This window comes from Pseudomonas morbosilactucae (genome assembly GCF_023241715.1).
GTDB lineage: Bacteria > Pseudomonadota > Gammaproteobacteria > Pseudomonadales > Pseudomonadaceae > Aquipseudomonas > Aquipseudomonas morbosilactucae.
Genome location: NZ_JALQCW010000036.1, coordinates 1 through 22453, shown reverse-complemented (window position 1 = coordinate 22453; position 22453 = coordinate 1). Strand labels below are relative to the sequence as shown.

At 60.2% G+C, this 22453-nt stretch carries 23 protein-coding genes; 14 read left to right on the top strand and 9 right to left on the bottom strand.

What is annotated here, in order from left to right; all coding sequences use genetic code 11:
• Positions 1-136 precede the first annotated feature (136 nt).
• The 10 genes from M1B34_RS15690 (at position 137) to M1B34_RS15645 (ending at position 10459) form a co-directional block, all read left to right on the top strand.
• Positions 137-1285, top strand: coding sequence for an iron-containing alcohol dehydrogenase (locus M1B34_RS15690; protein ID WP_268265586.1), 1149 nt, complete (start codon positions 137-139; stop codon positions 1283-1285).
• Positions 1286-1364: 79 nt separating this feature from the next.
• Entirely contained in the window at positions 1365-2798 is a 1434-nt protein-coding gene (locus tag M1B34_RS15685) for a hypothetical protein (protein ID WP_268265585.1), read from the top strand.
• Between the two features lie 116 nt (positions 2799-2914).
• Positions 2915-4063, top strand: coding sequence for an iron-containing alcohol dehydrogenase (locus M1B34_RS15680; protein ID WP_268263549.1), 1149 nt, complete (start codon positions 2915-2917; stop codon positions 4061-4063).
• Between the two features lie 80 nt (positions 4064-4143).
• A complete protein-coding gene (rpe, locus tag M1B34_RS15675; protein WP_123327447.1) occupies positions 4144-4818 on the top strand; it encodes a ribulose-phosphate 3-epimerase in 675 nt (224 codons plus the stop codon).
• Positions 4815-5633 carry a phosphoglycolate phosphatase gene (locus M1B34_RS15670; RefSeq protein ID WP_268265584.1) on the top strand — a complete coding sequence of 273 codons (819 nt, stop codon included), beginning with the start codon at positions 4815-4817 and terminating at the stop codon, positions 5631-5633. Before rpe ends, M1B34_RS15670 begins: the two co-directional genes overlap by 4 nt.
• Before the next feature lie 71 nt (positions 5634-5704).
• Positions 5705-7192 (top strand): anthranilate synthase component I, encoded by a 1488-nt coding sequence (trpE, locus tag M1B34_RS15665; RefSeq protein WP_123327445.1) that lies wholly within the window; start codon positions 5705-5707, stop codon positions 7190-7192.
• 12 nt (positions 7193-7204) lie between these two features.
• Entirely contained in the window at positions 7205-7798 is a 594-nt protein-coding gene (locus tag M1B34_RS15660) for an aminodeoxychorismate/anthranilate synthase component II (protein ID WP_123327444.1), read from the top strand.
• 9 nt (positions 7799-7807) lie between these two features.
• Positions 7808-8857 carry an anthranilate phosphoribosyltransferase gene (trpD, locus tag M1B34_RS15655; protein WP_123327443.1) on the top strand — a complete coding sequence of 350 codons (1050 nt, stop codon included), beginning with the start codon at positions 7808-7810 and terminating at the stop codon, positions 8855-8857.
• On the top strand, positions 8854-9690 hold the full coding sequence (gene trpC / locus M1B34_RS15650; protein ID WP_268263550.1) for an indole-3-glycerol phosphate synthase TrpC: 837 nt from the start codon (positions 8854-8856) through the stop codon (positions 9688-9690). The genes trpD and trpC overlap by 4 nt, the downstream gene beginning before the upstream one ends.
• Positions 9691-9757: 67 nt before the next feature.
• The gene (locus tag M1B34_RS15645) at positions 9758-10459 is read left to right on the top strand and encodes a lipoate--protein ligase family protein (RefSeq protein ID WP_268265583.1); all 702 of its coding nucleotides are present in this window, start codon (positions 9758-9760) and stop codon (positions 10457-10459) included.
• Here the strand turns inward: M1B34_RS15645 and crp are convergent.
• Complete coding sequence (crp, locus tag M1B34_RS15640) at positions 10456-11100, bottom strand: cAMP-activated global transcriptional regulator CRP (protein ID WP_123327440.1); 645 nt, start codon at positions 11098-11100, stop codon at positions 10456-10458. The genes M1B34_RS15645 and crp overlap by 4 nt on opposite strands.
• 232 nt (positions 11101-11332) lie before the next feature.
• Between crp and M1B34_RS15635 the strand changes: the two genes are divergently transcribed.
• A complete protein-coding gene (locus M1B34_RS15635) occupies positions 11333-11755 on the top strand; it encodes an OsmC family protein (RefSeq protein WP_020295492.1) in 423 nt (140 codons plus the stop codon).
• A 183-nt stretch (positions 11756-11938) separates the two neighbouring features.
• Here the strand turns inward: M1B34_RS15635 and coq7 are convergent, their stop codons facing one another.
• The 6 genes from coq7 to hemJ form a co-directional block, all read right to left on the bottom strand.
• A complete protein-coding gene (gene coq7, locus M1B34_RS15630) occupies positions 11939-12586 on the bottom strand; it encodes a 2-polyprenyl-3-methyl-6-methoxy-1,4-benzoquinone monooxygenase (RefSeq protein WP_123327439.1) in 648 nt (215 codons plus the stop codon).
• A 125-nt stretch (positions 12587-12711) separates the two neighbouring features.
• On the bottom strand, positions 12712-13050 hold the full coding sequence (locus M1B34_RS15625; RefSeq protein ID WP_123327438.1) for a histidine triad nucleotide-binding protein: 339 nt from the start codon (positions 13048-13050) through the stop codon (positions 12712-12714).
• A 73-nt stretch (positions 13051-13123) separates the two neighbouring features.
• The gene (locus M1B34_RS15620; protein WP_268265582.1) at positions 13124-13912 is read right to left on the bottom strand and encodes an SDR family NAD(P)-dependent oxidoreductase; all 789 of its coding nucleotides are present in this window, start codon (positions 13910-13912) and stop codon (positions 13124-13126) included.
• Positions 13913-13971: 59 nt separating this feature from the next.
• The gene (locus M1B34_RS15615) at positions 13972-14949 is read right to left on the bottom strand and encodes a DUF805 domain-containing protein (protein ID WP_268265581.1); all 978 of its coding nucleotides are present in this window, start codon (positions 14947-14949) and stop codon (positions 13972-13974) included.
• A gap of 84 nt (positions 14950-15033) precedes the next feature.
• Positions 15034-16008, bottom strand: a complete 975-nt coding sequence (locus M1B34_RS15610) for an NAD(P)H-dependent flavin oxidoreductase (RefSeq protein WP_268263553.1) — start codon at positions 16006-16008, stop codon at positions 15034-15036.
• A 34-nt stretch (positions 16009-16042) separates the two neighbouring features.
• Positions 16043-16474: a protoporphyrinogen oxidase HemJ gene (hemJ, locus tag M1B34_RS15605; RefSeq protein WP_123327434.1), complete on the bottom strand. Its 432-nt coding sequence runs from the start codon at positions 16472-16474 to the stop codon at positions 16043-16045.
• Positions 16475-16609: 135 nt separating this feature from the next.
• Here hemJ and argC point away from each other — a divergent pair, with 135 nt between their 5' ends.
• Positions 16610-17644, top strand: a complete 1035-nt coding sequence (gene argC, locus M1B34_RS15600) for an N-acetyl-gamma-glutamyl-phosphate reductase (RefSeq protein ID WP_123327433.1) — start codon at positions 16610-16612, stop codon at positions 17642-17644.
• 168 nt (positions 17645-17812) lie between these two features.
• The gene (erpA, locus tag M1B34_RS15595; protein WP_007906865.1) at positions 17813-18163 is read left to right on the top strand and encodes an iron-sulfur cluster insertion protein ErpA; all 351 of its coding nucleotides are present in this window, start codon (positions 17813-17815) and stop codon (positions 18161-18163) included.
• Between the two features lie 70 nt (positions 18164-18233).
• Here erpA and M1B34_RS15590 read toward each other — a convergent pair whose 3' ends face one another.
• Together M1B34_RS15590 and M1B34_RS15585 are read right to left on the bottom strand one after the other, a co-directional pair.
• Positions 18234-19325, bottom strand: coding sequence for an anhydro-N-acetylmuramic acid kinase (locus M1B34_RS15590; RefSeq protein WP_268265580.1), 1092 nt, complete (start codon positions 19323-19325; stop codon positions 18234-18236).
• A gap of 3 nt (positions 19326-19328) precedes the next feature.
• Positions 19329-20744 carry a peptidoglycan DD-metalloendopeptidase family protein gene (locus M1B34_RS15585; RefSeq protein ID WP_268265625.1) on the bottom strand — a complete coding sequence of 472 codons (1416 nt, stop codon included), beginning with the start codon at positions 20742-20744 and terminating at the stop codon, positions 19329-19331.
• Between the two features lie 210 nt (positions 20745-20954).
• Here M1B34_RS15585 and tyrS point away from each other — a divergent pair, with 210 nt between their 5' ends.
• On the top strand, positions 20955-22154 hold the full coding sequence (gene tyrS / locus M1B34_RS15580) for a tyrosine--tRNA ligase (RefSeq protein ID WP_268265579.1): 1200 nt from the start codon (positions 20955-20957) through the stop codon (positions 22152-22154).
• Positions 22155-22453 lie beyond the last annotated feature (299 nt).

Genomic DNA, 22453 nt, shown 5'->3' with positions numbered 1-22453 from the left:
TTTCCTCCGAACCCCCGCAGCCTTGATCTACAAGGCCTGCGACATGTTGGCACAGCTTTCGCTCTACAGCGTTCGAGCCCTTCGGAGTGCCGCCCCTGCGCGGCACTTGCCACAACAATTAATCAAGGCCGAGCTGATGAGTATTTCTGCGTTCAAAATTGCCAACAAACTGATTACTGGCCAAGGCGCCATCGAGCAACTGGCCGGCGAACTCGCGCGCCTGAATATCAGCAACCCGCTGATCGTGACGGACGCGATCCTGGTCAAGTCCGGCACCGTCGACCTGGCCCTGGCCCACTTGGGTGGGTGTGCCTACGGGATTTTCGACGAGGTCAAGCCAGAGCCGGAAATTGCCATTGTCGAGGACTGCACCCGGGCTTACCGCGCCGGTGGCCACGATGGCTTGATCGGCCTGGGCGGCGGCAGCGCCATCGACATCGCCAAGGCCGTGGCGGCCTTTGCCGGCCATGACGGCCCGCTGGCGGAGCTGTTCGGTGTGGACCAGGTCAAGCGCAAAGGCCCACCGCTGATCGCCATCCCGACCACGGCGGGGACCGGTTCGGAGGTGACCAATGTGGCGATCCTTTCCGACAAGGAAGCCCAGTTGAAAAAGGGCATCGTCAGCGATTACCTGTTGCCGGATGTCGCGCTGGTGAGCCCGGTGATGACCTTGACCTGCCCACGGGGCGTGACCGCTGCCAGCGGCGTGGATGCCCTGGTGCATGCCATTGAGTCGTACCTGTCGGTGAATGCGTCGCCGATCACCGACGCCCTGGCGCTGGGGGCGATCCGCCTGATCGTCAAGGCGCTGCCCAAGGCGTACGCCAACCCCAACCATTTGCAGGCCCGTGAGGACATGGCCACCGCCAGCCTGATGGCCGGCATGGCGTTCGGCAACGCCGGCGTGGGCGCGGTGCATGCCTTGGCCTATCCCTTGGGTGGGCGTTTCAACATTGCCCACGGGGTGAGCAACGCCTTGCTGCTGCCCTATGTGATGGCCTGGAACAAGATGGCCTGCGTCGAGCGCTTCCGTGATATCGCCGCGGCCATGGGCGTGCAATTGGCTGGGCTGAGTGATCAGCAGGCGGCCGATCAAGCGGTGGAAGCGATGGCTGCGTTGTGCGCTGCCGTGGATATCCCCAAAGGCCTGCGCAGCTTCGCCGTGCCCGAGGATGCGATCCCGGCCATGGCCGTCGAGGCCAGCGGCATCGAACGCCTGATGCGCAACAACCCGCGCAAACTCAGCGCCGCCGATATCGAGCAGATCTACCGGGCCGCCTACTGATCGGCCTGTGCCTGCGGCGGTCCGTGCCGCTGCAGGCGGTTTTACACCGCAACCAATTCCAATAAGACAGGTGCAGTTGATGCCAACGCCTTCCGATACACGGCACGAGTCGCCGTATATACCCCTTGGTCCGTTCAAGGTGCGTTTACCCGTTATCCACTACAAGCTCGAACTGCCGGATTACCTGCAGGGCCTGCTGATGTGCGCCGTCGACCTGGCGGCCATTCCCCTGATGACCGAATTCCTCGGCATGCCGTTTGAAATCGCCCTGGCTGTGGTGATGCTCAATGGCCTGTTGTACCTGGCGCACCACCTGCTGGGCGACCCGGTGGTACCCGGTTGGATCACCCCGGCGGTGCCTCTGTTGATGGCCTACTGTTCGCAGTTCCCCATGGGCCCGGAGCGTGTCCATGCCTTGATTGCCTTCCAGTTGATGCTCGGGGTGTTTTCCATTGCCCTGGGCGCCACCGGCATGGCGCGCAAGGTGGTGGGGTTTGTGCCGTCGGCGATCAAGTCGGGGATTATCGTCGGCGCCGGCATCAGCGCGGTGACCGCGGTGTTCCAGGTCGGCGGCAAGTTCGACAGCCTGCCCTGGACCATTTCCATCGCCATCGGCATCGCGTTCTACCTGATCTTTTCCCAGCATTTTGCCCAGCTCAAGCTGCGTAACCGCTTCTGGTGGAACTTCGCCAAGCTCGGCATCTTGCCGATCATCCTGCTGGCGGTGGTGATCGCACCGCTGTTTGGCGAAGCGCCGTGGCCGACCATCCAGTGGGGCTTCAGCAAGCCGGACTTCGCGGGGCTGTGGACTAACTACACGGTGTTCGGTCTGGGCATGCCGCCGCTGTCGATGTTCATCACGGCGCTGCCGACCATGCTGGCGGTGTACATCATCGTTTTCGGCGACGTGCTCAGCGCCAAGGTGCTGCTGGATGAAGCCGAGCAGATCCGCAAGGACGAGAAAATCGACTACGACCCGGACCGTTCGCACCTGATCTTCGGTGGGCGCAACGCCTTCATGAGTATTTTTGGTCCGGATATCGCCATGTGCGGGCCGAAGTGGGCGGCGATGCTGGTGGTGGTGATCGAGCGCTTCAAGGGCGGCCCCAAGGCCATGAAGTCGATCTACGGCGGCATGGGCTCGTTCCGCTGGGGCACCAACACCGGCCTGCTGCTGTTGCCGGTGGTGACCCTGGTGCAGCCGATTCTCGGCGTGGCGCTGGCCTTGACCTTGCTGATCCAGGGCTACGTCAGTGTGCGCCTGGGGATTTTAGAGGCCCGCAGCCAGCGTGACCTGGGGATTGCCGGGGTGATCGGTGCCGTACTGGCGATCAAGGGCGCGAGCTGGGGTTTTGCCATTGGCGTGGTGCTGTGCCTGCTGATTTACGGCAAGAACTTCTTCAAAGGTGAAAACGACCGCACCTTCAGCAAGGACCTGGATTGCGCCGACGCACCACCCGCACCCAGCGCGGCGCCTGTGAGCGCGACCAAGGTGCGTGAGGAAGTGGCCTAAGCCCGCCACAACCGAGGACGCCAGGCCGGGTGGGCCTGCCTGGCGTCCTGCACTGACAATTGCCAATCCCCAGCTACGCTTGTGCCAGCCCCACTTCTAACAAGAGGCATGAGCCCATGAGTATTTCCTCTTTCAAGAGCGCCCATAAACTCCTGACCGGCGCCGGCGCCATCGAGCAGCTCGGTGCCGAGCTGACGCGCCTGGATGTCGACCATCCGCTGATCGTCACCGACGCCGCGCTGGTCAAGTCCGGCACTGTGGGGCTGGCCCTGGCGCAGCTGGGGGAGCGCAGTTACGAGATTTTCGACCGCGTGCAGCCTGATCCGGAGATTGCCATCGTTGAGGATTGCATGCGGGTCTACCGCGAAGGCGGGCACGACGGGCTGATTGGCCTGGGCGGCGGCAGTGCCATCGATATCGCCAAGAGCGTGGGCGCCTATGCCGGTTACCACGGAGCATTGGCAGACTTGTTCGGCGTCGACCAGGTGCCGCGCAAAGGGCCACCGCTGATCGCCATTCCAACCACCGCCGGCACCGGTTCGGAGGTGACCAATGTGGCGATTCTCTCGGACCGTAAAGCCCAGCTGAAAAAGGGCATCGTCAGTGACTACCTGCTGCCGGATGTGGCACTGGTCAGCCCGCAGATGACCCTGACTTGTCCCCGCAGCGTCACTGCGGCCAGTGGGGTGGACGCCCTGGTGCATGCCGTCGAGGCCTACCTGTCGCTGAATGCCTCGCCGATCACCGATGCCCTGGCGATCGGCGCCATCAAGTTGATCGCCAAGGCCTTGCCCAAGGCTTACGCCAATCCGTCGCACCTGCAGGCTCGGGAAGACATGGCCACCGCCAGTTTGATGGCCGGCATGGCCTTCGGGAATGCCGGGGTGGGCGCGGTGCATGCCCTGGCCTACCCGTTGGGCGGGCGCTTTCATGTGTCCCACGGGGTCAGCAACGCGCTGTTGCTGCCGTATGTGATGGCCTGGAACAAGCTGGCCTGTGTCGAACGCATGCAGGACATTGCCGAAGCCATGGGGGTGAAGACGGCGCGACTGAGTGCCGCAGAGGCCGCCGACAAAGCGGTGGAGGCCATGACCGCGCTGTGCACCGCCGTGGAAATCCCCCAAGGCCTGCGCAGTTTCGGCGTGCCCGAGGATGCGCTACCGGCCATGGCCCTGGAAGCCGCGGGCATTGAGCGCTTGATGCGCAACAATCCGCGCAGATTGAGCCCTGCTGATATCGAGAAAATCTACCGCGCTGCGTACTGATCATCGCGGTCACGGTGCGCGGGCCAAAGCATGAGGTATACAATGCGCGCCACCGTGATTCCGCTCAAAAAAGGTGCGTCATGCAGCCCTTCGCTATTGCTCCGTCGATTCTCTCCGCCGACTTCGCCCGCCTGGGTGAAGAAGTGGATAACGTTCTCGCCGCCGGCGCTGACATCGTGCACTTCGATGTCATGGACAACCACTATGTGCCGAACCTGACCATCGGCCCAATGGTCTGCTCCGCGCTGCGCAAGTACGGCATTACCGCGCCGATCGACGCACATTTGATGGTGTCCCCGGTGGATCGCATCATTGGCGACTTCATCGAAGCTGGCGCCACCTACATCACCTTCCACCCTGAGGCCACCCTGCACGTCGATCGCTCCCTGCAGATGATCCGTGAAGGCGGCTGCAAGGCCGGCCTGGTGTTCAACCCGGCGACCCCGCTGGACGTACTCAAGTACGTGATGGACAAGGTCGACATGGTGTTGCTGATGAGCGTCAACCCAGGCTTTGGCGGGCAGAAATTCATCCCTGGCACCCTGGACAAGCTGCGTGAGGCGCGGGCCTTGATCGATGCCTCCGGGCGCGATATACGCCTGGAAATCGACGGCGGGGTCAACGTCAACAACATCCGTGAAATCGCCGCGGCCGGTGCGGACACCTTTGTCGCCGGCTCGGCGATCTTCAATGCCCCGAATTACCAGGAAGTCATTGAGAAAATGCGTTCCGAACTGGCGCTGGCCCGACCATGAGCGCTTTTGAGCAGCTGTTTCCCGGGAGCCTGCCGCGGCTGGTGATGTTCGACCTGGATGGCACCCTGGTCGATTCGGTCCCCGACCTGGCGGCCGCTGTGGATGACATGTTGCTCAAGTTGGGGCGTCCGCCCGCTGGCATCGAATCGGTGCGCCAGTGGGTGGGCAACGGCGTGCAGATGCTGGTGCACCGGGCCCTGGCTAACAGCCTCGACCCTCAAGGTGTGGACGAGGCTGAAGCCGAGCAGGCCCTGGAATTGTTCAATGTTGCCTACGAAGACGGCCATGCGCTGACCGTGGTCTACCCCGGCGTGCGTGAAACCCTCAAGTGGCTGCACAAGCAGGGCGTGGAAATGGCCCTGATCACCAACAAACCGGAGCGCTTCGTCGCGCCCTTGCTGGACCAGATGAAGATCGGTCGTTATTTCCGCTGGATCATTGGCGGCGATACCTTGCCCCAGAAGAAACCTGACCCGGCGGCGCTGTTCTTTGTCATGAAAATGGCCAGCGTGCCGGCGTCCCAGTCGCTGTTCGTCGGCGACTCACGCAGTGACGTGCTGGCGGCCAAGGCGGCGGGGGTCAAGTGCGTGGCCTTGAGTTATGGCTACAACCATGGCCGGCCGATTGCCGAGGAATCTCCGGCGCTGGTGATCGACAATCTGCGGGCGCTGATCCCTGGTTGCTTAGAGACGGCCGCTGAGATAACGTTGCCCGACGCTGTTCAATCCCCTCCTGGAAATCCCATCGTGGTGGTCACTCGCAAACTCTGGATGAAAGTCATCAAGGCCTTGGCCCGCTGGCGTTGGCGCGCCTGATTTTTGTCTGGCCGGATCGTCCGGCACGTTTGCATACCTGACTGTTAGACCCTCAAGCCACGAGGCACCCCATGATTCGCGAAGAATTCCTGCGTTTGGCCGCAGCCGGCTATAACCGCATCCCCCTGGCATGCGAAACCCTGGCCGACTTCGATACACCCCTGTCCATCTACTTGAAGCTCGCCGATGAGCCCAACTCTTATTTGCTGGAGTCGGTGCAAGGCGGTGAGAAGTGGGGCCGTTACTCGATCATCGGCCTGCCGTGCCGCACCGTGCTGCGGGTTCACGACCACGTGGTCAGCGTGACCCACGACGGCGTCGAGATCGAACGCCATGAAGTGGCCGACCCGCTGGCCTTCGTCGAAGCGTTCAAAGCCCGCTACAACGTGCCGACCATTGCCGGCTTGCCGCGTTTCAACGGTGGTCTAGTGGGTTACTTCGGCTATGACTGTGTGCGGTATGTAGAGAAGCGCCTGGGCAAATGCCCGAACCCCGATCCCATCGGCGTGCCGGACATTCTGCTGATGGTCTCCGACGCGGTGGTGGTGTTCGACAACCTCGCCGGCAAGATGCACGCAATCGTGCTCGCCGACCCAGCCCAGGACAACGCCTACGAACAAGGCCAGGCGCGTCTGCAGGCGCTGCTCGAACAGCTGCGCCAGCCGATCACCCCGCGCGCCGGCCTGGATTTCAGTCGGCAACAGAGTGCCGACCCGGTGTTCCGTTCGAGCTTTACCCAGGCCGACTACGAGCGTGCCGTCGATACCATCAAGGAATACATCCTGGCGGGCGACTGCATGCAGGTGGTGCCGTCGCAACGCATGTCCATCGACTTCAAGGCTGCGCCCATTGACCTGTACCGGGCGCTGCGCTGCTTCAACCCGACGCCTTATATGTACTTCTTCAACTTCGGCGACTTCCATGTGGTGGGCAGTTCCCCAGAAGTGCTGGTGCGGGTCGAAGACAACTTGATTACCGTGCGCCCGATTGCCGGCACCCGCCCACGCGGGGCCACCGAGGAAGCGGACTTGGCGCTGGAAGAAGACTTGCTGTCCGACGACAAGGAAATCGCCGAGCACCTGATGCTGATCGACCTGGGGCGTAACGACACGGGCCGGGTCTCCGAGATCGGTTCGGTGAAGCTCACGGAGAAGATGGTCATCGAGCGTTATTCCAACGTGATGCACATCGTTTCCAACGTCACCGGTCAACTGAAGGCCGGCCTGACCGCCATGGACGCGCTGCGGGCGATCTTGCCGGCGGGCACCTTGTCCGGTGCGCCGAAGATCCGCGCCATGGAAATCATCGATGAGCTGGAGCCGGTCAAGCGCGGCGTCTATGGCGGCGCGGTGGGTTACTTCGCCTGGAACGGCAACATGGACACGGCGATTGCCATCCGCACCGCGGTGATCAAGAACGGTGAACTGCATGTGCAAGCCGGCGGCGGCATCGTGGCCGATTCGGTACCGGCCCTGGAGTGGGAAGAGACGCTGAACAAGCGACGCGCCATGTTCCGCGCTGTAGCGCTCGCCGAACAAACCCCCGCACCCAAGGCTTGAGGAGTTTTCACTATGTTGCTGATGATCGATAACTACGACTCCTTTACCTATAACGTCGTGCAGTACCTGGGTGAACTGGGGGCCGAGGTCAAGGTGGTGCGCAATGACGAATTGACTGTGGCCCAGATCGAGGCGCTGAACCCTGAGCGGATCGTCGTTTCGCCTGGCCCGTGCACCCCGACCGAAGCCGGTATCTCCATCGAAGCCATTCATTACTTTGCCGGTAAGTTGCCGATTCTTGGCGTTTGCCTGGGGCACCAATCCATCGGCCAGGCCTTTGGCGGCCAGGTGGTGCGGGCTCGGCAAGTGATGCACGGCAAGACCAGCCCGGTGTTCCACGAAGACCAAGGGGTTTTCGCCGGGCTTAATCACCCGCTGACGGTGACCCGTTATCACTCCCTGGTGGTCAAGCACGAGACCTTGCCCGACTGCCTGGAAGTGACCGCCTGGACCCAACTGGCCGACGGCTCGGTCGACGAGATCATGGGGCTGCGCCACAAGACGTTGAACATCGAGGGTGTGCAGTTCCACCCCGAGTCGATCCTCACCGAGCAGGGCCACGAGCTGTTCGCCAATTTCCTCAAACAGAGCGGCGGCACGCGCTAAGGACTTTCCATGGATATCAAGACAGCCCTGAGCCGTATCGTCGGCCACCTGGACCTGAGCACTGATGAAATGCGCGATGTGATGCGCGAAATCATGACCGGGCAATGCACGGACGCGCAGATCGGCGCCTTTATGATGGCCATGCGCATGAAAAGCGAGAGCATTGACGAGATCGTCGGTGCCGTCTCGGTGATGCGTGAGCTGGCAGACAAGGTTGAACTCAAGACCCTCGACGGCGTGGTCGATGTGGTCGGCACCGGCGGCGATGGGGCGAACATCTTCAACGTCTCCACCGCCTCTTCGTTTGTGGTCGCAGCGGCGGGTTGCACCGTTGCCAAGCACGGTAACCGTGCAGTGTCCGGCAAGAGCGGCAGTGCCGACCTGCTGGAAGCGGCCGGGATCTACCTGAACCTGACGCCGGTGCAGGTGGCGCGCTGCATTGATAACGTCGGCATCGGCTTTATGTTTGCCCAAGCCCACCATGGTGCGATGAAGCATGCCGCCGGCCCGCGCCGCGACTTGGGCTTGCGTACTTTGTTCAACATGCTCGGCCCGCTTACGAATCCGGCCGGGGTCAAGCACCAGGTGGTAGGCGTCTTCACCCAGGCGTTGTGCCGGCCGTTGGCTGAAGTCTTGCATCGTCTGGGCAGCAAGCATGTGTTGGTGGTGCACTCCCAGGATGGCCTGGATGAGTTCAGCCTGGCAGCGCCGACCTACGTGGCCGAGTTGAAAAACGGCGAAATCACCGAGTACTGGGTCCAGCCGGAAGACTTGGGCATCAAGAGCCAGAGCTTGTTCGGCCTGGTGGTCGAAAGCCCGGCAGCGTCCCTGGAGTTGATCCGTGATGCCCTGGGCCGGCGCAAAACCGAGCACGGGCAGAAGGCTGCCGAGATGATTGTGCTCAATGCGGGCGCGGCGCTGTATGCGGCGGACCACGCCAGCAGTTTGAAAGAAGGCGTGGCCCTGGCCCACGACGCCCTGCACACCGGCCTGGCCCGAGAGAAGCTCGAAGAGTTGGGCGCGTTTACCGCGGTATTCAAGCAGGAGAATGAAGGATGAGTGTGCCGACGGTTCTGGAAAATATCCTCGCTCGCAAGGTTGAGGAAGTGGCCGAGCGCAGTGCCCGGGTGAGCCTGGCGGAGCTGGAAGTGCTGGCGCGCGCGGCGGATGCACCGCGCGGGTTTGCCAAGGCTCTGATCGATCAGGTCAAGCTCAAGCAGCCGGCGGTGATTGCCGAGATCAAGAAGGCGTCCCCCAGTAAAGGCGTGATCCGGGAAAACTTCCTGCCGGCGGATATCGCCAAGAGCTACGAGAAAGGCGGTGCCACCTGCCTGTCGGTGTTGACCGATGTGGATTATTTCCAGGGAGCCGATGTCTACCTGCAGCAAGCGCGCGCGGCTTGCAAGCTGCCGGTGATCCGCAAGGATTTCATGATCGATCCTTACCAGATCGTTGAAGCCCGTGCCCTGGGTGCTGACTGCGTGCTGTTGATCGTGGCCGCCCTGGACGACGTCAAGCTGGCTGAGCTGGCGGCGGTGGCCAAAGGTGTTGGCCTGGATGTGCTGGTGGAAGTGCATGATGGCGACGAGCTGGAGCGGGCCTTGAAAACCCTCGACACGCCGTTGGTGGGGATCAACAACCGCAACCTGCACACCTTCGACGTCAACCTGGAAACCACCCTCGATCTGTTGCCTCGCGTTCCCCGTGACCGTTTGGTGATCACCGAGAGCGGCATCCTCAATCGAGCGGATGTCGAGCTGATGGAAATCAGTGATGTCTATTCGTTCTTGGTGGGCGAGGCCTTTATGCGTGCCGAGAGCCCGGGAGCAGAACTGCAGCGCCTGTTCTTCCCTGAGCGTGGCGTGCCGGTGAGCGGCTCCACCCTGGATTGATACTGACTGAATGAACAAGCCGGCGATGCCGGCTTTTTCATACCTATCGCAAAGGATCGTTACTGCCATGACTCAGCCCCTAGCCTTGACCGTCGAAGCCGGATTGCAAGCCGAGCAGGACCTGCTGGCCCGCGTGTGTGCCGGTGAGGCCGAGTTTGGCGTGCTGTTCTGGCAGCCCAGTGACAAGGCGCTGGTCATGCCGCGGCGTTTGAGCCGGCTGCCCGGGTTCGAGCAGGCGTGCGAGGCATCGGCCGCCGCCGGTTGGCCGGTGCTGTTGCGGGAAACGGGGGGTGAGCCGGTGCCTCAATCGGCGGCTACGGTCAATATCGCCCTGGTCTATGCGCCGCCGCGCAGCGAAGGTGACCACGGGCGGATCGAAACTGCGTACCGGCGCCTGTGCCAGCCTATTTGTGACCTGCTGGGCGAACTGGGCGGCAACCCGTCTCTGGGTGAAGTGGACGGGGCCTTCTGTGACGGCCGTTTCAACGTCAACCTCGACGGCCGCAAGATGGTCGGCACCGCACAGCGTTGGCGCCAGAGCAAAGGCGGGCAACGCCCGGTTGGCCTAGTGCATGGCGCGTTATTACTGGATGACGAGCGTGAGTCGATGGTGGCGGCGGTCAATGGCTTCAATCAGGCCTGCGGCCTGGAGCAGCGTTGCCGCGCAGAAAGTCATATCGCGTTGCACGAAGCCTTTGCGGCTCCTGAGGCGATTGGGCGCCTGGACAGCCTGTATCGAAAAATGCTGATGCAGCTATTGCCCGGTTAGCGGGTACCGAAGACCACCATGGTCTTGCCTTTGACGTGCACCAGGTTGCGCTCTTCCAGGTCCTTGAGCACGCGACCGACCATTTCCCGTGAGCAGCCTACAATCCGGCCGATTTCCTGGCGGGTCACTTTGATCTGCATGCCGTCAGGATGGGTCATGGCATCCGGCTGTTTGCACAGCTCCAACAGGCAGCGGGCTACCCGTCCGGTGACATCGAAGAACGCCAGGTCGCCGACCTTGCGTGTGGTGTTGCGCAGGCGCTGGGCAATCTGGCCACTGAGCACATAGAGAATGTCCGGGTCGACCTGGGACAGTTCGCGGAACTTGGCGTAACTGATTTCCGCCACTTCGCATTCGACCTTGGCCCGGACCCAGGCGCTGCGCTGTTGTTCGTGCCCGGCTTCTTCGAACAGGCCCAGCTCACCGAGAAAATCACCGGCATTGAGGTAGGCGATGATCATTTCCCGACCATCGTCGTCTTCAATCAGGATGGTGACCGAGCCTTTGATAATGAAGAACAGAGTCTGTGAAGCATCGCCGGCGCAGATGATGTTGCTTTTGGCCGGGTAGCGTCGACGCTGGCAATGCTGCAAGAGCTTGTCGAGGTTCTTGATCTTGGGAGTTGGGGCAACAGCAACCATGGTTGTATCCCGAAAAGACTGCACGGTGTGATTTGGTTTTTATAAGGATGAGCGCTGAACACTGGAGAGGTGGCGATGCGCCAGCCGATTGGCGTCAGCTTAACAGACACATCTTGAGCAGATTAAGATTTTTCCAATTGGTCATCCTCTGATCCGATGAACAGGCAAAAGGCTGTCATTTCGAGGCCCTGTGCTAAGCTGGCGACCCTTTTTTAACAGTGGAGTCTTGGCGATGAAGGCACGCATCCAATGGGCTGGCGAAGCCATGTTCCTCGGTGAATCGGGCAGCGGCCATGTGGTGGTAATGGATGGTCCTCCAGAGGCCGGCGGCCGCAACCTGGGTGTTCGCCCCATGGAAATGCTCCTGCTCGGTGTGGGCGGTTGCAGCAACTTCGACGTGGTCAGCATCCTCAAGAAGTCCCGCCAGGCCGTGGAAAGTTGCGAGGCTTTTCTCGAGGCCGAGCGCGCGACTGAAGATCCCAAGGTCTTCACCAAGATTCATATGCACTTTGTGGTCAAGGGCCGTGGCTTGAAAGAGGCACAGGTCAAGCGCGCCATCGAGCTGTCGGCCGAGAAGTACTGCTCCGCCTCGATCATGCTCGGCGCCGCCGGTGTGGCCATTACCCACGACTATGAAATCGTCGAGTTGGGCTGATCTGCCTTTTAATCTCCGAGTCCTGCGTGGGGCCGGGATTGCGACAGCTCGCCCATACAGCTCTGCGCTGACTGGGTGAAGCAAGACAGTCTGGAGACCTTCTACGCGCGAGAGCCGAGTGGGTTTTCCAGGTAAAAGAAAAGGGCGCTGTGATAGCGCCCTTTTTTGTGCCCGAGTGTTGGCTCAGATGCGATAAGTGCTTTTGGTCATGACCTTGGCCAGCAGGCTCATGCCGAACTTAACCGGTGCCGGGAAACGGAAACCGCCGGCATCGAGGGCGCTTTCGGCGTGGAGCTCTTCGTCGATGCGCATTTGCTCAAGAATGGCCCGGGACTTTTCGTCCTCGGCGGGCAGTTGCTCCAGGTGCTCATTCAAATGCTTGCACACTTGGTCTTCGGTGGCGGCGACGAAACCCAGGCTGACTTTGTCGCTGATCAGCCCGGCGACCGCGCCGATGCCGAACGACAAACCGTAAAACAGTGGGTTGAGTACGCTGGGGTGGCTGCCCAATTGGCGGATGCGTTGTTCGCACCAGGCCAGGTGATCGATCTCTTCTTCTGCGGCGTGCTCCATTGCAGCACGTACCTGCGGCAGCTTGGCCGTCAGCGCTTGCCCTTGATACAGCGCCTGGGCGCAGACTTCTCCGGTGTGGTTGATGCGCATCAGCCCGGCAACGTGACGGGTCTCCTCGTCACTCATCTGGGCTTCCGGCTGCACGATGGCAGGCGAAGGGCGATAAGGCTGGCCGCTAAAGGGCAGCAGAGTGCGCATGGCGGTATCGGCCTGCAGCAGCAGGCGGTCAATCGGCGAGTAGTGACGTTGGGTAGTCATACTTATCTCCGGGAAAAATCTCGGCGGCCAGTTTACTCCAATCGTTGGAGCGAAACCTGCGCTGGATCAGCGCACCCTCCCGGGAATAAACCAAGAGGGCGCTGCAAAGTGCCGTGCCAGAGCAATCAGCCCGGTGGCCAGTTCATCTGACGCTGACCCAGCACGTGCATGTGAATGTGATAGACGGTCTGCCCGCCCAACTCATTGCAGTTCATGACCACGCGGAAGCCGTCATCGCAACCCAGCTCTTTGGCCAGGCGTTGCGCGGTGAACAGAATGTGCCCGGCCAGCGCTTTATCGTCTTCGGTCAGGTCGTTGAGGGTGCGCACGTGCTTCTTGGGGATCACCAGGAAATGCACCGGTGCCTGGGGGGCAATATCGTGGAAGGCCAGTACCTGGTCATCCTCGTAAATGATATTCGCGGGTATTTCTCTGTTGATGATCTTGGTGAACAGAGTATCCACAGCTGTTTCTCCGTTGTGTTGGTCCGGGCTGAGTGTACTCAGGCGATCCGAGTGCGCCCAGCCTTTTGCTTGGTTAACGCGGGCAGTAGGCGCGGTTGGCGTAGCCGACGATTTTGCGGATCAGCCAGCGTGAGCCCAGGCGACTGCTGAAGGCCATCCAGCGGTTCAGGCGGCCGGGGATGATGATGGCGCGGTTCTTTTCCAGCGCGCGCACGGCGTAGAGTGCGACCTCTTCAGGGCTCATCAGCAGTTTGCTGTTGCGCAGTTTTTCATCGTCCAGCTGAGCGGTGCGGAAGAACGCGGTGCGTGTCGGCCCTGGGCAAAGCACCGAGACCTTGACCGCGCATTTCTTCAGTTCTTCACGCAGACCTTCTGAAAAGTGCAGGACATAGGCCTTGCTGGCGTAGTAGGTGCTCATCCAGGGGCCGGGGTAAAAGGCCGCGACCGAGGCGACATTGAGGATCTGCCCGCCACCGAGGAGCGCCATGCTATTGCCCAGGGCATGACAGAGGCGGGTCAGGGCCAGGATATTGACTTCGATCAGGTCCTGCTCGGTCATCCAGTCCTGGGCCAGGAAGGGGCCGCTGGTGCCCATTCCCGCGCAGTTGACCAGCAGATCGATCTGTCGATCGCCCTCTTCGAGCTCCAACAGAAAGCCCGACAGCCGCAACGGCTCGCCCAGGTCGCAGGCGCGAAATAGCACCTCAACGCCGAAGCGTTGAGTCAATTCCAGGGCAATACTTTCCAGCTGATCACGCTGACGGGCCACCAGAAGCAGGTTGCGGCCGCGCCGGGCCAGTGCTTCGGCCATGGCCAGGCCTATGCCACTGGAAGCACCGGTGATCAGAGCGTAACGGGTCATGCAGTTCTCCATCGCAACGGCCGGCAGCCTGCGACAGAGAGGCCGCAGGTCAGGCGCGTTTATTCTTCTTCGTCGTAGTCTACAGCGGGGGCGGCCGATTCGGCTGGCTCGCTGGCATCATCGGCGTCGCCGGACTCGATGCTTTCGCTGTAGCTGGTAGTGCTTTCGCTGTAGCGCTCTCCGAGGGAGCTGAGGCCACCGACAACCGTCCCCACCATGATCAATACGAACAGGGGGATCCACATCCAGGCCAGTACCTTGGCCGCGGTGCTGTTAGGCGGTGGCGGAGCGCCGTAACGGTTGGCAGTGGTGTTGCCAGGGGCGATTGCCAGCACGAACGGGAATACGCCGCCGACGATGGGGACGAAGTTGATCAGCCAGAGCCAGCCCGACCAGCCGAGGTCATGCAGGCGTTGAACAGAGATCTGGATGGCGACCACGGTGAAGGCCACCAGTAGCCCGATTGAAATGAGGCCGCCGATGATCATGGCAAACACAGAGGATTGCAGGGTCAGCATGCTGGCGAAGCCGATCATGGCGCCAACGCCGATAACGGCCATCATTGCCAGGCTCAGTGCCAGCGTCCACGCGAGATAACGCACTCGCCCGATGCGGCCTTGAAAACTCATCACTTTCAAGGTGGAAAACTCGGCGATGCTGGTGCCGACGGTCGCCCGGGGTGGTGCATAAGGCGATTCGCTGGCCGCAGGAGCAGGAGCAGGAGCAGGAGCAGGAGCAGGAGCAGGAGCAGGAGCAGGAGCAGGGCTGGGCGGGACCAGGGCGTCAAACTGCAGGTCCAGCAGTTGTTCCTGTTCAATCCGTGCGGCGATGCCGGTTTTGTTCAGGGCCTCCAGGTAGCGATCCGCGTCGGCTTGTGACAGGTCGCGCTTGAGTTCCACCGGTTGGCCGTTGAACAGGCGTTCAATCGAGGCGATATCACTTTTGAACAGTTCGGCCAGGTTGAGTTGAGCGGTGTTTATTTCGACACCGGGCAAGAGGCTTCCATCAAACACGATCTTGAAGCGGGATTCGCTCATGGGGGCTTCCTTGTCACTTGAATTGAAGGGTTATACAAAAGGTGGCTAGTTTACGGCCAGCGCCCCTGGACTGGCCAAAAACATTCAGGATTTGCGTGGCCAGTGCTGTTGCAGCAAGGCTGATTGTTCCTGTGCTTGGCGGTACTCGGCATCCAGCCGTGCCACCAACTTATCGATAGTGGGCAGGTCATGGATGCCGCCAACGCCCTGGCCGGCCGACCAGACGGTTTTCCAGGCCTTGGCTTCGTCGCTGATGGGCTTGAGTTTGGAGCCGAAGTCGACTGTTCCTTTACCTTGGAGCGCGGCCAGATCAAAGCCGGCGTTTTCCAGGCTCTGTCGCATGAAGCTGGCTGGAACCCCGGACACCGCGGCGGTGTGCACGATGTCTGCGGCTCTGGATGTCAGCAGCATTTCCTTATAGGCGTCAGGCGCGTGGCTTTCGGTGGTACCGATAAAGCGCGTTCCCAGGTAGGCGAGGTCTGCCCCCAGTAACTGGGCGGCGAGAATTTCATGACCATGGTTCAGGCAGCCGGCCAGTAGCAGGGTTTTGTCGAAGAACTGGCGAATCTCCGCAATCAGCGAAAACGGGCTCCAGGTACCGGCATGACCTCCTGCGCCCGCCGCGACGGCGATCAGCCCATCGACCCCGGCTTCGGCGGCCTTCTCAGCGTGGCGTCGGTTGGTCACGTCGTGGAAGACCAGGCCGCCGTAGCTGTGCACCGCGTCAACCAACTCCTTCACTGCGCCGAGGCTAGTGATGATGAGGGGGACCTTGTGCTCGATGCAGATTTCCAGGTCCGCCTGGAGGCGCGGGTTGCTGTTATGCACGATCAGGTTCACCCCGTAGGGCGCGGGATTGTCCAATGTCGCCAGTCCCGTTTCGATTTCCTCAAGCCAGGCCTTGAAGCCACTGCTTTCTCGTTGGTTGAGGGCCGGGAATGTGCCGACTACACCATTGCGACAGCAGGCCAGTACCAGTTGCGGATTGGAAATCAGGAACATCGGCGCTGCCACGATTGGCAGGCGCAGACGTTGTTCGAGCAGAGCGGGCAGCGACATTGGAAGTACCCTCATGAGTAACGGCTATTAGGTGTTAGAACGGCCGCACAACGACCAAAATTACGATAGCCAGCAATATCAGAACCGGAACTTCATTGAACCAGCGATAAAAGACATGGCTGCGGGTGTTTTCGCCACGAGCGAAGCGTTTCACTTGGGCGCCACACATATGGTGGTAGCCGATGAGCAGTACCACCAGGGTCAGCTTGGCGTGCATCCAGCCGCCTTGGCCGAAATAAGCGCTGGGGTTGAGGCTCAGTAGCCAGATGCCGAATACCAGGGTGGCGACCATCGCCGGCCCCATGATGCCGCGGTAGAGCTTGCGCTCCATGAGGCTGAAGCGCTCTTTGCTGACGGTGTCTTCGCTTTGTGCGTGGTAGACGAACAGGCGGGGCAGGTAGAACAGGCCAGCAAACCAGCAGACCAGACTGATGATGTGAAAGGCTTTGAGCCATAGATAAAGCATTTTTAGTTATTCCCAGGTTCACGGTAGCCAAGATAGTAGAGGCTTGAGCGTCCGCACGTCACGTTCGTGGTTGTCGCAGAACCTTGCGGCCCCTATTATCGACGGCTTTCCAGTGGGTTCGTTGAGGGCAGGTTTATGGTCAAGGTCGGTATTGTCGGCGGCACGGGTTACACGGGTGTCGAATTGCTGCGTCTGTTGGCACAGCATCCGCAGGCAGAAGTGGTCGTCATCACTTCCCGATCCGAGGCCGGCCTGGCCGTAGCCGATATGTACCCCAACCTGCGAGGCCACTACGACGGCCTGGCTTTCAGCGTGCCCGATATCAAGACCCTGGGCGCCTGTGATGTGGTGTTCTTTGCCACGCCGCACGGTGTTGCCCATGCCTTGGCCGGTGAGTTACTGGCCGCTGGGACCAAAGTCATAGACCTCTCGGCGGACTTCCGTCTGCAGGATGCTGATGAGTGGGCCAAGTGGTACGGCCAGCCCCACGGCGCGCCAGAACTGTTGGGCGAGGCCGTCTACGGCTTGCCGGAAGTCAATCGTGAGCAGATCAAGGGCGCGCGTTTGATTGCCGTGCCGGGTTGCTACCCTACCGCCACCCAATTGGGTTTCCTGCCATTGCTTGAAGCAGGGCTAGCGGATACTTCGCGGCTGATCGCGGATTGCAAATCGGGTGTCAGCGGTGCTGGTCGTGGTGCCAGTGTCGGCTCCCTGTATTCCGAGACGTCGGAAAGCATGAAGGCCTATGCAGTCAAAGGGCACCGTCACCTTCCGGAAATTCGCCAGGGACTGCGTCGTGCCGCTGGCAAGGATGTGGGCCTGACTTTCGTTCCACACCTGACACCGATGATTCGCGGTATTCACTCGACGCTCTACTCCACGGTCGTGGATCGCTCGGTGGACCTGCAAGCCTTGTTCGAGAAGCGTTATGCCAACGAGCCGTTCGTGGATGTGATGCCGGCCGGCAGCCACCCTGAAACCCGCAGCGTGCGCGGTGCCAACGTTTGCCGGATTGCCGTTCATCGGCCGCAGGACGGTGATCTGGTGGTGGTGCTGTCGGTGATCGATAACCTGGTCAAGGGCGCTTCGGGTCAGGCGGTACAAAACCTCAACATCCTGTTCGGCCTGGATGAGCGTTTGGGCTTGTCCCACGCGGGCATGTTGCCTTAAGCGGCTCTCCTGCCATCACACAAAGGCCCGTTGATCGGGCCTTTGTGCATTCTGCAGGGGCGTTTTTGCTGACTGATATACCGTAACAATAGTTGACCGATTTTCTGGGAGAAGCGGATAATGCGCGTCATCACGCAATATGACGGCACACGCCGGGAGATAGTCAGCATGAGCGTTGAATCCTTCACCCCCACGGCTTTGCAATTCACTCACGGTGCCGCGCACAAGGTGAAGAGCCTGGTCGATGAAGAGGGTAATGATCGCTTGAAGCTGCGCGTATTCGTTACGGGCGGCGGTTGTTCCGGGTTTCAGTACGGTTTTACTTTCGATGAGGAAGTGGCCGATGACGACACCATCGTCGAGCGCGAGGGTGTGAGCCTGGTGGTCGATCCTATGAGCTTCCAGTATCTGGCAGGTGCGGAAGTGGATTATCAGGAAGGCCTGGAAGGTTCGCGCTTCGTGATCAAGAACCCGAATGCCACGACAACCTGTGGTTGCGGTTCTTCGTTCTCGATCTGATCCTGCAGCAACTCGGTTTTGTAAAACGCCGCACGGCCTTCCGGCCCTGCGGCGTTTTGCTGTCTGCTGCTCAGGCTGGGTAAATAGCGCCCAACACTCGCAGGCCGCGGGCGCCTGTCACGCTTGGGCGGTTGGCGGTAATACCTTCCAGGCAGCAATGGGCCAGCCAGGCAAACGCCATGGCTTCAACCCAGTCCGGGTCCACGCCGTATGCCGCAGTGCTGCTGACCCGGGTGTTGGGCATGAGGCTGGACAGACGATTCATCAGGGTTGCGTTATGCGCGCCGCCGCCACAGACCAAGAGCTCCGTAGTGTCGCTTTGTGCGGCCCGCAGCGAGTCGACGATGGTCAGCGCCGTCAGCTCCAGCAAGGTGGCCTGCACGTCTTCGGCTGCAATGGCGGGCAGCGTTGCCAAATGCTGCTGCAGCCACTCAAGGTTGAACACTTCGCGGCCAGTGCTTTTAGGGCCTTGGGTGGCAAAGAATGGATCGCTGAGCAGGGTCTTTAACAGGAGCGGGGCGACCTTGCCGCTGGCTGCCCACTGACCATTACGATCGAAATGCTCTGCGCGCTGATTGTAGATCCAGGCATCGAGCAAGACATTGCCGGGGCCGCAGTCAAAACCGGCGACTGGATTGTCGGCCTCGATCAGGCTCAGATTGCTGAAGCCTCCGACATTCAGGACGGCGCGCTTGCCTGGCTGCTGGTCAAACAACGCTTCATGAAAAGCGGGAACCAATGGAGCACCCTGGCCGCCGGCAGCGACATCACGACTGCGGAAGTCGCTGACGACGCTAATGCCCGTCAGCTCGGTCAGCAGGGCAGGGTTGCCGATCTGCACCGTAAAGCCGCGAGCCGGCTCATGGCGAATGGTTTGCCCGTGGCTGCCAATGGCGCGGATGTCCTGTGCTGAAAGCTGTTGCTGCTCAAGTAAGGTGCGTATGCCCTGTGCTGCGAGGATTACCCATTGTTGCTGGGCCAAAGCTGAGCGGGCGATTTCGTCCGGGCCGCTGGCACATAAGCCGAGCAGCTCGGCGCGCAGGGGGGCGGGCATGGGGATGTAGTGGGTGGCGACCAGTTTGATCGCCGGGTTCAGCTCGATCAGAGCGATGTCCAGCCCATCGAGGCTGGTGCCGGACATCACGCCTATATAGAACGTCATGGCTTAACGCTTGCTCGAAGCCAGCATGGTGGCCTTCTCTTGATCCATGCGTGCCATCAGCGGTTGGCTTTGTTGCAGGAAGCGGGCACGTTCGGCTTTAGCGATCGGGTCAGCCATAGGCAGCTTCTGACCCAGCGGGTCAACGTGCACACCATTGACCTGGAACTCATAGTGCAAGTGCGGGCCTGTTGAGAGCCCGGTAGTGCCGATATAGCCAATCACTTGGCCCTGTTTCACATTACCGCCGGTCTGGACGCCTTTGGCGAAACCTTGCATGTGCCCGTAGAGGGTGCGGTAGGTGTTGCCGTGCTGGATGATTACCGTGTTGCCGTAACCACCTCGGCGCCCGGCGAGCAGGACTTTGCCGTCACCCGCAGCCTTGATCGGCGTACCACGCGGAGCCGCGTAGTCGACGCCTTTGTGGGCGCGGATTTTGTTGAGGATTGGATGTTTGCGGCCCATGGAGAAGCGTGAGCTGATACGGGCGAAATCCACCGGTGTGCGGATGAAGGCTTTGCGCATGCTGTTGCCATCGGCGGTGTAGTAGCTGCTGGAGCCTTGCTTGTTGGTGTAGCGCACTGCGGTGTAGGTCTTGCCACGGTTGGTAAAGCGGGCAGACAGGATGTTGCCGGTCCCCACGACTTTGCCGTTGGCGACCTTCTGTTCATAGATCACATCAAATTCGTCGCCCTGGCGAATGTCCTGGGCGAAGTCGATGTCGTAGCCAAATACGTTGGCCATGTCCATGGTCTGGCTGTGCGACAGACCCGCTCGTGCTGCCGACTGCGACAGGGAGCTGTTGATGATTCCGTGGGCATAGGCCGAGCGTACGACGGGTTTGGTGGTGACACGGTTGAAGGTAAACCCTTTGTCGCCCTTGGTCAGGGTGATGCTTTCGAGGTCGCTGACCTTGCTGTGAAGGGTGTTCAACTGGCCATCCGGGCTCAGTTCGAATTCAAGCTTCTGGCCATGCTTGAGCTGGGTGAACTGCTTGGCCTGTTTGTCACTGGCCAGCACTTCATGCACCGCAGTCGAGGGCAGGCCGACCTTCTCGAAGAGTGTTGAAAGCGTGTCGCCTTTGGCAACGATGACTTCTTTATGGCCGGGTGCCTTGATTTCCTCTTGGACGGCCGGTTCGGCTTCGGCGGTTTCCTGGGTGTCATCCGTACTGTTTTCGATCTGTGCGAATGGCGAGGCTACGGCTTCGCTTGTGGCTTGTTCGAGGTTTGCAGCGTCTTGATCTTGTGTCAGTTGTTGAGTTGGGCTTTCCAGATCAAGGTTCAGCGTTGTCTTTTTGGCTTCTACATCACTGGAAGGAAAGACCAGTAGTGCGAGGCTGAGGAGGGCGGCGATACCACTTGCTGCGAGCAGGTGGGTCTTCGGGTAAAGCGGCGGCGCTTTAGACGGTTCTGTGGTCATAAGTAATTTGGCTTTAGAAAAGATGAATTGGAAAAGATGAATGACATGATGAAGATGAAATAACTGTATAAAATATAACCAAATCATCAGTGACGCAAGCGTGCGGAAGCCGCGCCTATAGAATGTTGCCCGTGCGCCGGGCAAAACTTGTAATTAGTCCGTGATCTTGTATGGTTGGTTCCCTTTGAATCTGAGCCTTGCGGGTCTGTTATGAAGTCGGTTGAAGAGCAGCTAGCGCTGATCAAACGTGGTGCGGAAGAGGTGTTGGTCGAGTCTGAGTTGGTCGAGAAGCTCAAGCGCGGCCAGCCGCTGCGTATTAAGGCTGGCTTCGACCCGACGGCGCCGGATCTGCACCTGGGTCATACGGTGCTTATTAATAAGCTGCGTCAGTTCCAGGACTTGGGTCACCAGGTGATCTTCCTCATTGGTGACTTCACTGGGATGATTGGTGATCCGAGTGGCAAGAGTGCAACGCGTCCGCCGTTGACTCGCGAGCAAGTGCTCGAGAATGCCGAGACCTACAAGAGCCAGGTTTTCAAGATTCTCGATCCTGCCAAGACAGAAGTCGCCTTTAACTCTACCTGGATGGATCAGATGGGGCCGGCGGACTTCATTCGTCTGACCTCTCAATACACCGTTGCGCGCATGCTTGAGCGTGACGACTTCGACAAGCGCTACTCCACCAATCAGCCTATCGCTATTCATGAGTTCCTGTATCCCTTGGTTCAGGGCTATGACTCGGTGGCGTTGCGTGCGGACGTGGAATTGGGCGGCACTGATCAGAAGTTCAATTTGCTCATGGGGCGCGAGTTGCAGCGCGGCTACGGTCAAGAAGCGCAATGCATTCTGACGATGCCGTTGCTTGAGGGGTTGGATGGCGTCAAGAAGATGTCCAAGTCCCTGGGTAACTACGTCGGAATCCAGGAAGCTCCAGGTGTCATGTACAGCAAGCTGGTGTCGATCCCTGACGCGTTGATGTGGCGCTACTTCGAGCTGCTCAGCTTCCGCTCCATGGAGGAGATCCTTTCCTTTAAGGCTGAGGTCGAGAGTGGTGCGAATCCGCGGGATATCAAGATCAAGCTGGCGGAAGAGATTGTTGCTCGTTTTCATGGTGAGGAGGCGGCAGCGAATGCCCATCGCGCGGCAGGTAATCGCATGAAGGATGGCGAGTTGCCGGATGATCTGCCGGAGATCGAGCTGAGTGCTACTGAAGATATGCCGATCGCCGCTGTCCTTAATAAGGCTGGTTTGGTGAAGAATGCTGCAGTGGCTCGGGATCTTCTGGGGTCTGGTGGCGTGCGTGTAGATGGTGAGGTGGTTGATCGCACCTATATATACGCATTGGGTGCTACTCACGTGTGCCAGGCCGGCAAGAAGGCTTTTGCCCGTATTACGCTTAAGTCGGAATGATTTTGAAATAAGTGTTGACGGCAGATTCTATGGGCCCTATAATTCGCCCCACTTCCGGCGCAGTCGAAACGGAAAACTCCTTGAAACTCAACGAGTTACGCAGTTTTTCGACAGCGACTTTGCTTCAGTTTTATCGAAAGCCCAGAAGGAGTTGGTAGAGCGGTTTTAGTTAGGCTCTATTAACGTTTTCGATCTTTCTCGGTCGAAAGCGGAGAAAAAAGAGGTGTTTGACAGCAGCGTGTAACGCTGTAGAATTCGCCTCCCGCTAACGAGTGATCGAGCGCAAGTGGTTGAAGTTG